Below are 13,952 nucleotides of genomic sequence, written 5' to 3' on the forward strand. Positions count from 1 at the left end.
CGGCCTCAGCGGGTCCCGCGCAGGCGCAGTTCCGAACCGGAGCGTCCCTTCACGACCTCCAGCTGGGCGTGTATCCGCCGTCGCAGATCGGCGACGTGACTGACGATGCCCACACTGCGGTCGCGTTCGCGCAGGGAGTCCAGGACGTCCAGGACCTCGTCGAGGGTCTGGTCGTCGAGGCTGCCGAAGCCCTCGTCGATGAAGAGGGTGTCCAGCCGGACCCCGCCCGCCTCGTCGGTGACGACGTCCGCGAGACCGAGCGCCAGGGCGAGCGAGGCGAAGAAGGTCTCGCCGCCCGAGAGGGTCGCGGTGTCGCGCTCCCGTCCGGTCCAGGCGTCGACGACGTGCAGTCCGAGTCCGCTGCGGCCGCGGCCGGTGCGGTCGTCGGAGTGGACGAGGGTGTAGCGGCCGGACGACATGCGGTGCAGTCGTACGGTCGCGGCGGCGGCGACCTGTTCCAGGCGGGCGGCGAGGACGTACGACTCCAGGCGCATCTTCCGCTCGTTGTCCGCCGAGGTGCCCGCGGTGAGTCCGGCCATGCGGGCCACCCGGTCGTACTCCTCGCGCAGGGGGCCCAGCCGGCGCACCGAGGCGGTGGCCCGCGCGGAGAGCCGGTCGAGTTCGGCGCAGCGCCGGTCGGCGGCGTCCCGCGCGGAGGCCGCCTCGCGCACCCTGCGGTCCGCGTCCTCGGCGGCCCGCTGCGCGGAGCCGAGGTCGGCGGGCGGCTGCTGTGCGGCGGCCGCGGTCTCCGGTTCGGCGAGGACGGCCCGGACGGCGGCCTCCTCGTGCTGCCAGGCGTTCAGACGCTGCTGGAGTTCGCGGTGGGCGGTGTCGTCGAGGAGGACTTCGGCGGCGGCCCACGGGGTGTCGAAGCCCGCGCGGAAGGCCGCGTCGGCGAGCCGGGCGTCGGCCTCCTTGAGCCGCTGGGCCGCGTCCTCGGCGGCACGGGCGGCGTCGGCGGCGTCCGTGAGGTGTGCGACGCCGCGCTCCAGCTGCGCGGCGCGCGCGGCCACGCTGGTGGCGTCCCCCCGTGCCTGGGCCAACTCCTGCTCCAGCGCCGCGTGTTCCCGGTCCAGCCGCTCGCGGTGGCCCACGCGTGAGGCGGCCCGGACGGCCGCCTCACGCTGGGCGGTGATCCGCAGCTCGTGCTCCCGCTCCGCTCGGCGCAGCCGCTCCTGCTCGGCGTGCAGTACGGAGGCTGCGTCCCGGGCCTGGGTGTACTGCCGCTCCAACTCCTCCGCTTCACGAACGAGTTGTCCGGTGGCGGTGTCCCCGGCCTCCGCTCTCGCGGCGGCCAGCTCCTCCCGGACGGCGCCGAGCCGCCGCTCGGCCTCGGCACGGTGGTCGTCGGCGCGCTGGTGGTCGGCGAGGGCGCGTTCCTCCGTCGCGCGGTCGACGTGCCCGTCGACCTTGCGGGCGGGAGCGGGGTGTTCGGTGGCGCCGCAGACCGCGCAGGGTTCGCCGTCGGTGAGACCGTCGGCCAGTTCGGCGGCGATGCCGTTCAGGCGCTGTTCCTTGAGGTCGAGCCAGTGCTGCTTCGCCGCGAGCGCCTGTTCCCGGGCGACGCGGGCCTGCTCCTCGGCCGTCTTCGTGTCCCCGGTCAGCCGGTCGCGCAGCCGCGCGGCGTTCAGCCGCTGCCGCGCCGGGTCGCGCCGCACGGCGAGTTCACCGGCCCGTGTCTCGGCCTGCCGTGCGGACTCGATGCGGTCCTGCAGAGCGGTCCGGGTCTCCTCCCAGTGCGCGAGCCAGGTCTCCGCGTCCTCCCGCACCTCCTCGTCGGCGCGCTCCTGGCGGTCCAGGTCGGCGCGCTCGCCGAGGAGTTCCGTCAGCCGCCGCTCGGCGCGGCGGGCCGACTCCAGCCCGCCCAGTTCCTCGGCGGCCCGGCGGGCGGCGGCCGCGAGCCCAGCCGCTCCCGCGTCCGCGAGGGACGCCGGGAGCAGGGCACGCGCGCGCAGTTCGGCACCGGCCGCCCGTCCGTGTTCGGCCTCGGCGGAGTCCCGCAGGTCCAGGGCCGGGGCGACGGTCTCGGCCTTACGGGCCCGCTCCATGCGGGCCTGCGCCTCGTGGTGGGCGCCGGACCGCTCCTGAAGCCGGGCCGCCCGCTCCCGCGCCTCGGCGAAGCGCCGTTGCAGCCGGTCCCGTTCGCGTACGACGTCCAGGACGCGGTCGGCGTCGGCGAGGGCTGACTCGGCGGTGGCGAGACGGCAGCGGGCGGCCGTGAGCTGTTCCCGCGCGGTGCTGCGGGCGACGGCCGCCGCGTCCAGCACGGCCTCGGCCAGTCCCGGTTCGCCGGGCGTCAGCCCGGGCAGCTCCATGGAGTCGCCCGCGGCCTGCTGCATCCGGTGCGCGTCGGCGAGCAGGTCGGCGTCGCCCTCGCGCACCCGGGACTCTGCGGCCCGCCGGCGTTCGGCGAGGCGCTTCTCCACGTCGGCGAAGCGGCGGGTGTCGAAGAGGCGGCCCAGCAGCTTGCCGCGGGCTTCGGCGTCGGCGCGCAGGAAACGCGCGAAGTCGCCCTGGGGCAGCAGCACGACCTGGCAGAACTGCTCCCGGCTCATGCCGAGGAGCTGGGTGATCTCCTCGCCGATCTCCTGGTGCGAGCGGCTGAGGTCCTTCCAGGTGCCCGACGCGGCGTCTCGTTCGCGCAGCCAGGTCTGGGCCTTGTCCACCGTGGTGCCCGCACGGCGGCCCTTCTTGGGACGCTCCCAGGGCGGCTGCCGGGTGATCTCCAGCCGGCGTCCGGCGACGGTGAGTTCGAGGGTGACCTCGGTGCGTACGCCCGGGGCGGCGTGGTCGCTGCGCAGGGTCATGCCCTGGCCGCTCTGCCGGGCCCCGGGAACGGAGCCGTACAGCGCGTAGCAGACGGCGTCCAGTACGGAGGTCTTGCCGGCGCCGGTGGGGCCGTGCAGCAGGAAGAGCCCCGCGGCGGACAGCTCGCCGAAGTCGACGCTCTGGGTGCTCCCGAAGGGCCCGAAGGCGGTGATGTCCAGCCGGTGCAGCCTCACCGCGCCACCTCCCGTACCGCGTCGTCCGCGCGGACCGCGTCGAAGGCGTCCCGCAGGACGTTCCGCTCGTGCGCGTCGGGTCCTGCGCCGCGCACGTGGGCGACGAAGTCCTCGGCGATCTGCTGGTCGTCGCGGCCGGCGAGGCGGCGGGCGTAGGAGACCGCGGGGTCGTCCGCCGCCCGGTCCGGGTCGAAGACGAGGCTGAGGGTGTGCGGGAAGCGCTCGGTGAGCCGGGCCATGGGGTCGGCCGGGCGGACCGGGTCGGTGAGCGTCGCCTCGACCCACGCCTCCGCGTGCGGTGCCAGCGCGGGATCGGCGAGCAGCTCCTCCAGGGTGCCGCGGATCCGGGCCAGCGGGCGCGGCACCGGGCAGTCGACGCGCTCGGCGGTGACGGCCCCGTCGGCGGCCAGGTCGATGAGCCACATGCTCTTGCGGTGGCCGGCCTCGGAGAAGGAGTACGGCAGCGGGGAGCCGGAGTAGCGCACGCGTTCGGTGAGGGTCTGGCAGCCGTGCAGATGCCCCAGCGCCACGTAGTCGACGCCGTCGAACACCCCGGCGGGCACGGCGGCCACCCCGCCGACGGTGATGTCCCGCTCGCTGTCGCTGGGTTCGCCGCCGGTGACGAAGGCGTGTGCGAGGACGACCGAGCGGGTGCCGGGCGCGCGGGCGGCGAGGTCCGCGCGGACGCGGTCCATGGCGGCGGCGAGCACCGTCGCGTGACCGGCCTTCTCCACCCCGAAGGTGTCCTTCACCAGGGCGGGTTCGAGGTACGGCAGCCCGTAGAAGGCGACGTCCCCGTGCCCGTCGGACAGCACCACGGGCGTGCCGCACGCGGACGGTTCGGTCCGCAGGTGGATGCCGGCGCGCCCCATGAGCCCGGCGCCGACGCCGAGGCGGCGGGCCGAGTCGTGATTGCCGGAGATCATCACCGTCGGCACGCCGAGGCCGGCGAGACGGTGCAGGGCGTCGTCGAACAGCTCGACCGCGGAGAGCGGCGGCACCGCGCGGTCGTACACGTCTCCCGACACGACCACCGCGTCCACCTCGCGCTCGCGCACGGTGCCGACGAGGTGAGCGATGAACTCGGCCTGCGCGCCGAGCATGCCGACCCGGTGGAAGGACCGGCCGAGGTGCCAGTCGGAAGTGTGCAGCAGTCTCATGATCCCCGCAGCGTAACCGGAGGGCCCGACAGCACGGGTGGTTACTCCCGTATCGCCCGTCATGAGAGATCCCACGACCGCCGGTTATGCCGGATTGACCGCAGATTGCCGCTCTGTCGGAGGTCTTCCTTTCAGGGCAAGATGGGCCGTGTGAGCGGGGACACACACGGCGGGGACCGGATCGACTTCCGCAACGGGACGTTCCGGGGCGAGGCGATCGGGAAGAAGGTGGAGCACCATCACCACTACGGTCCCATGCCGCACGTAGAGGACGCGCTTCCGCCGGTTGCCGCCGAGTTCACCGGGCGCGCCGAGGAACTCGACGCGCTGCTGGCGGCACTGGCCCCTGCCCCCGGCGGCCACGCCCCGGTCCCGGTGACCGCGGTGGCCGGGCTGGGCGGCGTGGGCAAGACCGCGCTGGCCGTGCGAGCCGCCCACACGGCACGGGAACGCGGCTGGTTCCCCGGCGGCGCGCTGTTCGTCGACTGCCACGGCTACGACGAGACGCCCGCCGGAGCCGAACAGCTCGTGGAGGCCCTGCTGCGCGCCCTGGGCGTGGCGGCCGCCCATGTGCCGACGGCGCTGGACGAACGAGCCGGCCTCTACCGCTCGGTCCTGGCCGGACGGGCCCGCACGAGCGGTGCGGTGCTGATCGTGGTGGACAACGCCTCGCATCCCGGGCAGGTCAGACCCCTGCTGCCCGGCCACGGCGCGCACCGCGTCCTCGTCACCTCCCGCGACATCATGCCGCAGCTCGGTGCCCACCTCCTCCGTCTCGACGTCCTCCGGCCCGAGGTGGCCCGCGACGTGCTGGGCGTGGCCCTGCGCACGGCCGCCCCCGCCGACCCGCGCGTCCTGGACGCCCCCGAGGCGACCGGGAACCTGTGCGCCCTGTGCGGGTATCTGCCCCTGGCGCTGCAGATCGCCGCCGCCCTGCTCATCGCCGATCCGGGCAAACCGGTGGCGGAACTGGTCGCGGAGCTGGCCGGTTCCGCGACGGTCATCGATCACCTGGACGACGGCGAACGCGGCGTGCGGGCCGCGTTCGACCTCTCCTACCGCCGCCTCGGTCCGGGCCCCTCCCGCCTGTTCCGGCTCCTGGCGCTCGCCCCGGGACCGGAGACGAGCGATGAAGCGATCACCATGCTGTACGGGACCGACGCGCTGCCGCGGCCGGAGCTGAACGTGCTGGTCCGCGCCCATCTGGTCGGGCCCGGCAGCGTGCGCGGGTACTGGACCATGCACGACCTGGTCCGCGCCTACGCGCTGGACCGCGTGACCCGCGAGGAGTCACTGCGTGCCGAGGGCACGCGGGCACGGGCCCGGCTCCTCGCCCACTACCGGTGGCGCGCCGAGGCGGCCGACCGGCACGTGCAGTCCCGTCCCGGCCCCTCCTCTTCCCCCTCCACCGGGTTCAGCGGCCGAAAGGACGCGCTGAGCTGGCTCGACCACGAGCGCACCGGCCTCATCTCCGCCGCGCTGTGGGCGTCCGACCCCGTCCACGCACGGGCCGGACTGGCACTGGCGCTGAGCCTTTACGGTTATCTCAGCTGGCGGCGGTACTTCGACGACGCCGTGTCCGTCTACCGGTGCGCGGCCGAGGCGGCACGCGTCCTGGGCGACGACCTCGGAGCGGGCCGGGCGTGGAACGCTCTCGGGCTGGCTCTGCGCTACAGCCGCAGAATCGAGGAGGCCGTCGCGGCGCACACGCGGGCCCGCGAGATCCACGCGTCGCGCGGGGACCGGCTCGAAGAAGGAAAGTCCTGGGACATGCTGGGAGTCTCCTTGACCGAAGCGCGCAGATTCGACGAGTCGATCGAGGCCCACGAACGCGCCCGCGAACTGGTGCGCGCGACCGGCGACCGACAGGTTGAGGCGTCGACCTGGAACAACGTCGGCCGTGCCCTGTTCAAGCTGGGCCGCTGCGACGAGTCGGTCGTCGCGCTCACCCGGGCCCGCGAGATGTTCCGCACGGTCGGCGACCGGTTCCACGAGGCCACCGCGACGAACAATCTGGGGCGCTCCTTCCGGGAGACCGGGCGCCTCGAGGAAGCCCTGGCGGCGCACACCACCGCTCGCGCGGTCTTCCGGGAGCTGGGCGCCCGGGAACGTACCGCCACGGCGTGGAACGACCTCGGTGTCGCCCTGGCCGCGCTGGGCCGCCTCGACGAGGCCGTCGACGCCCACCTGCTCGCCGTACGGGAACAGGAGGAGGTGGGCCATCGGCACGGCCAGGCGATCGCCGCCAACGACCTCGGGGCCGCACTGCGGCGCGCGGGCCGCCGCGACGAGGCCGTCGCGGCCCACCTCAAGGCGCTGCGCCTCTACCGGGAGGTCGCCGACCGTTACGGCGAGGGCGAGACGCTGAAGCTCCTCACCGCCGCCGGGCACGGGGAGGAAGAACCGCTCGGGGAGGCGGGGAGCCGATGACGCGGCCGTCGCCACCGGCCCGTGCCGCCCCGGCGGCACGACTGGCGAGGACCAGCTCCCGTGTCCTGCTCCAGCCGACGCCGCTGTGCAACCTCGACTGCCGCTACTGCTACCTGCCCTCCCGCGGGCTCGCCCGCGTGATGTCCGACGAGGTCGCCGACGCCGTCGCGGGGACCGTCGACTCCTGGTCGGAACACCATCCGGTCACCGTGCTGTGGCACGGCGGCGAGCCGCTCGCCACGGGAGTGTCCCGTCTGCGGGAGCTGTTCGACCGGTTCCCTCCGGGCCGTGGGCACCCGGTACGGCACGCCGTGCAGACCAATGCCTCGCTCATCGACGAGGCGTGGTGCCGGCTGTTCACGGAACGACGGATCGAGGTCTCCGTCAGTGTCGACGGTCCCGGCCCCGGCACCGACCGGGTGGACCGCGCCGGCCGGGAGGCGACGGACCGCGTGCTGCGCGGCATCGGGCTGCTCAGGAAGCACGGCATCGCGTTCGGGGCCATCGCCGTCGTGTCCGACCCGTCCGCGCGCAAGGCGGCCGAACTGCATCAGTGGTTCGCCGCTCTCGGCTGCCGCGTTCTGGGGGTGAACCTGGTGGAACGCAAGGGCGTGCACGCCGGGATCCTCCACGACGACGAGAACATCGCGGAGTTCTGGGCCGCGCTGGCCGCTCGTGGGCGCGCCGACCGGCATATGGCGCTGCGGGACCTGGAGCACGCCTGGCGGTACGTCAGGGCGGAGCTGGCCGGTGCGGCCGGGCGGTGGGCCGGCCTGCCGGTCGATCCGCTTCCCATGGTCACCTGGGACGGACAGGTGGTGCCGCTCAGCCCGGACCTCGCCGGCTTCTCCTCTGCGCGCCACGGCCGGTTCACCGTCGGCGACGTGCGGGAACTGGGGCTGGCCGGCTGCCTGGCCCGCGCCGGGGAGGCCCCCTGGGTCGCCGAGGCCCTGGCCGGGGTCGACGCCTGTCACGCCGTGTGCGACCTGTTCGCCTACTGCCGTGGCGGGCAGGCCGCCAACAAGTACTTCGAGACGGGCCGACTGGACGCGACCGAGACCCTCTTCTGCCGCAACGGCAGAAAACTTCTGATGGAAGGACTGATGCGCGATGCGGAACGAGTCACCGGAGGAGCCCACGGTTGAGGCCCGCATACGGTCCCTCGGTGCGGAGCTGTTCCCCCTGCCGGACGCCGAAGCCTGCGAGGACTGCGGCGACGCCCCGTGCACGCACGCCGTGACCCTCTATTCGGGCGCCTCCAACCCCAACCCGCTGCACGAGCCCGCCCCGTGAGCCCCGTCAGGCGTCCCCGTACGCCTCCCCGCCCAGCTCGAACCCCGCCGACCCGGCGGTGACGTCGGCGAGCCAGGCGCGGAAGGCGTCCACGTCGGCGTCCGGGAGGCCGATCTCGATGGTGACCTGCTCGGCGTAGCGCACGTCACGGACCTCGCGGCCGGTGGAACGCAGGTCGTTCTGGACCTTGCCGGCGCGATGGTGGTCGACGGTGACCGTGGCCAGGCGGAAACGGCGGCGGGTGATCGTGCCGAGGTTGTCGATGGCCTCTCCGACCGATCCGCCGTACGCGCGGATGAGGCCGCCGGCGCCGAGCTTGACGCCGCCGTAGTAGCGGGTGACGACGGCGACGACGTACCGCATGTCGCGGCGGAGCAGCATCTGGAGCATGGGGACGCCGGCGGTGCCGCCGGGCTCGCCGTCGTCACTGGCCCTCTGGGCGGAGGCGTCGGCGCCGATGACGTACGCCCAGCAGTTGTGGGTGGCGTCGGCGTGCTCCTTGCGGACGGCGGCGACGAAGTCCTGCGCCTCCTGCTCGGTGGCCGCCGGGGCGAGGGCGCACAGGAAGCGGGAGCGGTTGACCTCGGTCTCGTGCACGCCCGCGCGGGCGACGGTGCGGTACTCGTCCTGCATCCGGCCAGCCTAATCCGTAGTTAAGGACGTTCCGACGGGGCGGATGCTTCGCGGGATGTTCGAGTACGGGGCTGCGATGCCTAATCCGTAGTTAAGGACGTTCCGACGGGGCGGATACTTCGCGGGATGTTCGAGTACGGGGCTGCGATGCCTAATCCGTAGTTAAGGACGTTCCGACGGGGCGGATGCTTTGCGGGATGTTCGAGTACGGGGCTGCGATGCCTCCGGCCAGCCGGGGCTCATGAGACCTCCGCATAGAGCGGCGCGTGGTCCCTGTGCTCATGGTGGTGGTCGCGTGGGTGCCGGACGGATGCCTGTGCTGCTCCTGGTCGCGATGCCTAGCGTGAGATCGCGCAACGTTCGGTTCTCTCGTGACTGCCACCACTCAGTAGGTGGGTGTTGACGTTCGTCGGTGCCGGGCGGACATCTGAAGCCAGCACGGTCAAGCAGGCCTCGGCTGAGACCGGGTGCCGTCCGACACCGTCATGCGTCAACACCTGTCGCTTGATCACTCGTTGGTGTTGGTGGTGCGAGCCCGCCGCACGGCGACCTCTTGTTACGCCCGAGCCGTTCGAGCTCCCGCGCAGACCGGGGCCCGTGGGGTGCGCTGGTGCCACGAACGGCTAGTGAGGTGTCGGCCCGGCCCTCTTGCGGTCGAGGCCTGGGATTAGGTCGCTCGCGTGGCCCGCATGCGCTCGTGACCAGCGCAAACACCCGGCTCGTAGGGGAGGGAACACTTTGATCTACTGCGGAATCGACTGGGCAGAACGCACCCACGATGTCGCCCTGGTCGACGACACCGGCACGTTAGTGGCCAAGCGGCACATCACCGACGACGCCGCCGGCTACCAGGTCCTGCTGGAGCTGCTTGCCGAGTACGGCGACACCGAGGAGAACCCGATCCCGGTGGCGATCGAGACATCCCGCGGGCTGCTCGTTGCCGTGCTGCGGACCGGAACGCGGAAGGTGTTCGCGATCAACCCGATGGCGGCGGCCCGCTACCGCGACCGCCACTCCGTCTCGCGCAAGAAATCCGACCCCGGCGACGCCCTGGTCCTGGCGAACATCCTGCGCACCGACATGCACGCCCACCGGCCCCTGCCGGGCGACAGCGACCTCGGTCGTGCCATCGCCGTCCTGACCCGCGCCCAGCAGGACGCTCTGTGGAACCGGCAGCAGATCGCCAACCAGCTCCGCTCCCTGTTGCGCGAGTACTACCCGGCCGCCCTGGAAGCCTTCGCCGTCTGGGCCAACGGCCTGTGCCGGCCCGAGGCCCGTGAACTCCTCAAGGCCGCCCCGACCCCTTCACGAGCCGCACGGCTGACCCGGACGCAGCTCCAGGCCGCTCTCAAGCGGGCTGGCCGCAAGCGGGGTATCGACGCGGAGGCCGACCGTCTCCGTGACGTCTTCCGTGCCGCGTGGGCCCACCAGCCGCCGCTGGTCGAGGACGCGCTCGGCAAGCAGATGCTCGCCCTCCTCATCCAGCTGGAAGCCGCCTGCACCGCTGCGGACCAGCTCGCCGAGGCGGTGGAAGAGGCGTTCCCTCAGCACCCGGACGCCGAGATCCTGCTGAGCTTCCCCGGGCTCGGCATCCAGCTCGCCGCCCGGATCCTCGCTGGGATCGGGGACGACCGCGCCCGCTTCGCTGACGCCCGTGGCCTCAAGGCCTACGCGGGCTCCTCGCCCATCACCAGGGCCTCCGGCAAGAAGTCGTCCATCACCCGTCGGTGGGTGAAGAACGACCGCCTCAATCACGCGGGATATCTGTGGGCATTCTCAGCACTCCGGCACTCGCCTGGAGCTGGCGCCCACTACCGGCGGCGCCGCGAGGTCGGCGACTGGCACGCGGCCGCGCAGCGCAACCTCTTCAATCGCATGATCGGCCAGCTCTACCACTGCCTCCAGCACCGCAAGCGCTACGACGAGTCCCTCGCCTTCGGGACCCCTCCCCCCGAGGCCGTTGTCAGCGCGGCTTGAGCCGGTCAGCGGGGCGCGAGGCAGGCTTCGAGGGCGGCTCGCTGTTGTGGGGGTAGGTGGTCGCCGAGAGGGACTTTACGAGGGCTGTGATCGCCCTCGCAGAGCCAGCTCTGCTCGTCGTCGTCGAACCACCAGTCCTCGGCGCCCCACATGGGGTTTCCCTCAAGCAGGCGTCTGGCCAACGCCTCGCTCGCCTCCGGCGCGCCCTGAGCGACCAGAGCCTCGACCACCGCCGTCACGGCCTCCCCCGGGACCGCCGTGTCGCCGAGAACAGGCAGAAGAAGGAGGAGACGGGCGTGAGAGTCGGTGACCCCTGCCGCACCCGGTGGTGCCTCCAGCAGGGCGGCGAGCTCGGGCCAGCACAGCCCGGGGCCGATGCGGTCCTGATCGTCGCTGGCCAGGACGAGGTCCTGGCTCCAGTCGGGATGCGTGAGGAAGTAGTCCGTGGTCGTGAACTCCTCGCCACTGTTGTAGTGCAGGACGATCGTGAAGCCGCCGACCAGCGGCACCGTGAACATGGGCCACGCCGACGGATCGTGGAGTCGGTCCAGCATGGTGGCGGCGTCGCCCGCATCGGAGCCGAAGGCATCTGGCGGGTGCCCCTCGGACAAGTCCGCCAAGTGCGCCGGCCAGAAGCCCGGCTCATCCAAGAGCGGGTGCCCGTCCACGACGGGCGACGAGGAGTACCAGTGCCGTGCCATCACCATGCCGACATTCTCTCCAAGCCCGGTCAGAACTGTTCGATGACCCCGGTCCTCTCGGCCGACCGGCTTGACGGCCTAGCAACGTGAGGTGTCTATGCGCCCCCGCGCGGGAGGGCCGTCCCGGCTACCCCCGCCCGCCCCGGGGCACCGTCACCGACGTCAGCAGGGCGGCGCCGGGGGCGAGGTCCCGCCATGCGGCGCCGCGCCAGGACAGTACGGCGATCGCGGAGGTGGGGAACTTGGCGCGGACGCGGTCCAGGGTGTCGTCCAGGCCGTCGCCGGCCAGGGTCAGGACGAGGTCCTCAAGGCCCGGGTTGTGTCCGATCAGCAGCAGCGTCTCGACCTCGGCCGGTGTCTCGCGCACCACGTCCAGCAGTTCGGGGACGTCGGCGTGGTACAGGCGGGGGTCGTGGCGGGCCGGTGGTGGTGTGCCCCACTGCGCGGCGGCCAGTTCCCAGGTGCGGCGGGCCCGGACGGCGGTGGAGCACAGCGCGAGGCCCGGCAGGCAGTCGGCCTCTGCGAGCGCGCGTCCGGCGGCGGGGGCGTCCCGGCGGCCGCGCGGGGCGAGGGGACGCTCGTGGTCGGTGACGCCTTCCGGCCGGGCGGACTTGGCGTGGCGCAGGACGACCAGGCGGCGCAGCGGTCCCGGCCCGGCGCGCTCGATCACGCCGGGGATCCCAGGTCTCGGGTGAGGTCGAGGCCGAGCAGCCGGTCGGCGTAGGCGTACGTTTCGAAGCGGGCGCCGTCCGCCAGGTCCGGGTCCGTCTCCACCGCGCGGAGGACGCCCAGCACTCCGGCCGTGTCGAGATCGTCCTCCCACGCGGTGCGCAGATCGGCGCGCACCGCGTCGGGGACCGGCCGCGAAGGCCGTCGCGCCCAGTCGGCGACCGCGCGGCGCCAGCGGCCGAGGGTCCCGGCGGCGTCGTCCAGGGCGGTCGGGCCGACCGTCACGGGCTCGCTTCTGGGACGGGCGAGCAGGGTCAGCCGCAGGGCGGCGGGGTCGGCGCCGTCCGCCGGGCCGGGTGCCTCCCCGTGCACGGGGGCCACGGCGACGCGCACTCCGTCGGGTGTCGCGCCGCCCTCGCTCATCACGTGCAGCACCTGGGCCTCGCCCAGGCCGGTGCCGGCGTCCCCGCCGTCCTCGAAGGGCCGGACCCCGAGGGCCGTGCCCGCCGCACGCAGTTCCGCCTGCCGCCGATCGCCGGTGAGCAGCGCCCAGACCGGCGTGCCGCCGAGCTCCAGGGCACGTACGAGCAGGTCGGCGACGAGCAGCACACGCAGGTTCGTCGGGTCGGCCCCCTGTGTGTGGGCCTCGACCCGGGTCAGGCCCCGCCGGGCGGGGGCGGCGTCCACGGGTTCGCCGGTTCGGGCGTCGGTGATGCGCAGCACGAGGCGAGCGTAGGCGCGTGAGCGGGCATACGCAGGTATCCGGGCCGCTTTTCGGGTCGCCGTGTGCGGTTCCCGGCGCCGGGCGGCCCGGTGACCGGTACAGTCCACCGCTTCCCCGGGGCGAGCGGCCCCCTGCCGGGAATCATCACGCGCCCCGCTTCGTTGTGCGGTGCGACAGCTCTTTCACGACCCCCGGGAGGCCGACGGTGTACGGCGACGAGGCGACGGTCCGCAAGATCCTCACCGGACTCGGTGACACCTGGGCCGTGGTGGGCCTGTCGTCCAACCCGCAGCGCGCGGCGTACGGCGTGGCCCGGGTGCTCCAGCGGTTCGGCAAGCGCGTGGTGCCGGTACACCCGAAGGCCGAGACCGTGCACGGCGAGCAGGGCTACGCCTCCCTCGCGGACATCCCCTTCGAGGTGGACGTCGTGGACGTGTTCGTCAACAGCGACCTGGCCGGGGCCGTCGCGGACGAGGCGGTGGCCAAGGGCGCCGAGGCGGTGTGGTTCCAGCTCGGCGTCGTCGACGAGGCGGCCTACGAACGGACCCGCGCGGCGGGCCTGGAGATGGTGATGGACCGCTGCCCGGCGATCGAGATACCCCGGCTCGGCTAGGGCCTGTCACAGCGCGGCACTCCTGGTCGCGCCGATCGCCGCCAAGGGCATGAACCTCGCCCTGCACGACGCGTTCCTGCTCGGCGGCGCGCCGGTCGCCCGTCTCACCGGGGACGACGACAGCGGACTGGCCGGGTACTTCCGGGCCCGTCCGCGGCGCGTGCGGGAGTGCCGGGGGTTCTCGCAGTGGCTGTCCGAGCTGTGCCACGGCACCGCGACGGGGGACCCGTTCCGCGCGGGCACCACGCTCGCGCGGCTGCGCCGTCTCTTCTCCTCCCCCACCGCCGCTGCCGCCTTCGCGGAGCAGTACCTCGGCACGGCGGTCCGGTCCTGAGGCCGCGGCCCCGTCAGTCGTGCGGCGGCCGGTCACCGATCCGGTGGTCGGCCACGTTCAGCGCCTCGTCCACCAGTCGCCGCAGATGGCCGTCGCGCAGGGAGTAGACCACCCGGCGCCCCTCCTTGCGGGTGTCCACCAGTCCCGCGAGCCGCAGTCGCGCCAGGTGCTGGCTGACCGCGGGCCGCGCCGCGCCGCAGGCTTCGGTGAGCGTGGTGACATCGGCCTCACCGCCGGTCAGGGCGTGCAGCAGGGTCAGCCGGGTGCGATCGCCGAGCAGGGCGAGCAACTCCGCCGCGAGCGCGTAGTGCTCCTCGCCGGGGGTGCGTGGGTGCGCATCGTGCGCAGGTGACAGGTGCATGCGTGCGCTCATACGCACATAATGGCGGTACGGGCGCCGCCGCGTCCACCTCGCG

At 73.5% G+C, this 13,952-nt stretch carries 12 protein-coding genes and 1 pseudogene; 6 read left to right on the forward strand and 7 right to left on the reverse strand.

Going from position 1 to position 13,952, the window contains the following annotated elements; all coding sequences use genetic code 11:
• Window positions 1-5: 5 nt before the first annotated feature.
• Entirely contained in the window at window positions 6-3,002 is a 2,997-nt protein-coding gene (locus tag ACFXAE_RS23290; RefSeq protein ID WP_384718015.1) for an AAA family ATPase, read from the reverse strand.
• On the reverse strand, window positions 2,999-4,162 hold the full coding sequence (locus tag ACFXAE_RS23295) for an exonuclease SbcCD subunit D (RefSeq protein WP_384718017.1): 1,164 nt from the start codon (window positions 4,160-4,162) through the stop codon (window positions 2,999-3,001). Before ACFXAE_RS23295 ends, ACFXAE_RS23290 begins: the two co-directional genes overlap by 4 nt.
• 150 nt (window positions 4,163-4,312) lie before the next feature.
• Between ACFXAE_RS23295 and ACFXAE_RS23300 the strand changes: the two genes are divergently transcribed.
• Genes ACFXAE_RS23300 through ACFXAE_RS23310 form a run of 3 tightly spaced genes read left to right on the forward strand, consistent with a single transcriptional unit; the run spans window position 4,313 to window position 7,885 of the window.
• A complete protein-coding gene (locus ACFXAE_RS23300; RefSeq protein ID WP_384718019.1) occupies window positions 4,313-6,592 on the forward strand; it encodes a tetratricopeptide repeat protein in 2,280 nt (759 codons plus the stop codon).
• Complete coding sequence (gene amcB / locus ACFXAE_RS23305) at window positions 6,589-7,737, forward strand: cyclophane-forming radical SAM peptide maturase AmcB (protein WP_384718020.1); 1,149 nt, start codon at window positions 6,589-6,591, stop codon at window positions 7,735-7,737. Before ACFXAE_RS23300 ends, amcB begins: the two co-directional genes overlap by 4 nt.
• The gene (locus tag ACFXAE_RS23310) at window positions 7,703-7,885 is read left to right on the forward strand and encodes a hypothetical protein (protein ID WP_384718022.1); all 183 of its coding nucleotides are present in this window, start codon (window positions 7,703-7,705) and stop codon (window positions 7,883-7,885) included. The genes amcB and ACFXAE_RS23310 overlap by 35 nt, the downstream gene beginning before the upstream one ends.
• Window positions 7,886-7,891: 6 nt before the next feature.
• Here ACFXAE_RS23310 and ACFXAE_RS23315 read toward each other — a convergent pair whose 3' ends face one another.
• Window positions 7,892-8,518, reverse strand: coding sequence for a YigZ family protein (locus tag ACFXAE_RS23315; RefSeq protein WP_384718024.1), 627 nt, complete (start codon window positions 8,516-8,518; stop codon window positions 7,892-7,894).
• A gap of 738 nt (window positions 8,519-9,256) precedes the next feature.
• On the opposite strand from ACFXAE_RS23315, the gene ACFXAE_RS23320 reads away from it, so the two are divergent.
• Window positions 9,257-10,495, forward strand: coding sequence for an IS110 family transposase (locus tag ACFXAE_RS23320; RefSeq protein WP_384718025.1), 1,239 nt, complete (start codon window positions 9,257-9,259; stop codon window positions 10,493-10,495).
• Between the two features lie 5 nt (window positions 10,496-10,500).
• On the opposite strand, the gene ACFXAE_RS23325 is transcribed toward ACFXAE_RS23320, so the two are convergent.
• The 3 genes from ACFXAE_RS23325 to ACFXAE_RS23335 form a co-directional block, all read right to left on the reverse strand.
• Window positions 10,501-11,202, reverse strand: coding sequence for a hypothetical protein (locus ACFXAE_RS23325; RefSeq protein ID WP_384718027.1), 702 nt, complete (start codon window positions 11,200-11,202; stop codon window positions 10,501-10,503).
• Window positions 11,203-11,323: 121 nt separating this feature from the next.
• Window positions 11,324-11,866, reverse strand: a complete 543-nt coding sequence (locus ACFXAE_RS23330) for a SixA phosphatase family protein (RefSeq protein WP_384718029.1) — start codon at window positions 11,864-11,866, stop codon at window positions 11,324-11,326.
• Complete coding sequence (locus ACFXAE_RS23335) at window positions 11,863-12,627, reverse strand: hypothetical protein (protein WP_384718076.1); 765 nt, start codon at window positions 12,625-12,627, stop codon at window positions 11,863-11,865. The genes ACFXAE_RS23330 and ACFXAE_RS23335 overlap by 4 nt, the downstream gene beginning before the upstream one ends.
• Before the next feature lie 167 nt (window positions 12,628-12,794).
• Here ACFXAE_RS23335 and ACFXAE_RS23340 point away from each other — a divergent pair, with 167 nt between their 5' ends.
• Together ACFXAE_RS23340 and ACFXAE_RS23345 are read left to right on the forward strand one after the other, a co-directional pair.
• Complete coding sequence (locus ACFXAE_RS23340; protein WP_384718031.1) at window positions 12,795-13,202, forward strand: CoA-binding protein; 408 nt, start codon at window positions 12,795-12,797, stop codon at window positions 13,200-13,202.
• 13 nt (window positions 13,203-13,215) lie between these two features.
• A pseudogene (locus ACFXAE_RS23345) lies at window positions 13,216-13,536 on the forward strand (4-hydroxybenzoate 3-monooxygenase); the annotation flags it as partial.
• Between the two features lie 13 nt (window positions 13,537-13,549).
• On the opposite strand, the gene ACFXAE_RS23350 reads toward ACFXAE_RS23345, so the two are convergent.
• The gene (locus ACFXAE_RS23350) at window positions 13,550-13,909 is read right to left on the reverse strand and encodes an ArsR/SmtB family transcription factor (RefSeq protein ID WP_384718033.1); all 360 of its coding nucleotides are present in this window, start codon (window positions 13,907-13,909) and stop codon (window positions 13,550-13,552) included.
• Window positions 13,910-13,952 lie beyond the last annotated feature (43 nt).

It is taken from the genome of Streptomyces sp. NPDC059454 (assembly GCF_042749965.1).
Classification (GTDB): domain Bacteria; phylum Actinomycetota; class Actinomycetes; order Streptomycetales; family Streptomycetaceae; genus Streptomyces.

Excerpts from the sequence above, each read along its gene's own strand:
- ACFXAE_RS23325 (WP_384718027.1), bottom strand. The coding sequence starts at position 11,202 with ATGGTGATGGCACGGCACTGGTACTCCTCGTCGCCCGTCGTGGACGGG.
- ACFXAE_RS23350 (WP_384718033.1), bottom strand. The coding sequence starts at position 13,909 with ATGAGCGCACGCATGCACCTGTCACCTGCGCACGATGCGCACCCACGC.
- amcB (WP_384718020.1), top strand. The coding sequence starts at position 6,589 with ATGACGCGGCCGTCGCCACCGGCCCGTGCCGCCCCGGCGGCACGACTG.
- ACFXAE_RS23315 (WP_384718024.1), bottom strand. The coding sequence starts at position 8,518 with ATGCAGGACGAGTACCGCACCGTCGCCCGCGCGGGCGTGCACGAGACC.
- ACFXAE_RS23310 (WP_384718022.1), top strand. The coding sequence starts at position 7,703 with ATGCGGAACGAGTCACCGGAGGAGCCCACGGTTGAGGCCCGCATACGG.
- ACFXAE_RS23295 (WP_384718017.1), bottom strand. The coding sequence starts at position 4,162 with ATGAGACTGCTGCACACTTCCGACTGGCACCTCGGCCGGTCCTTCCAC.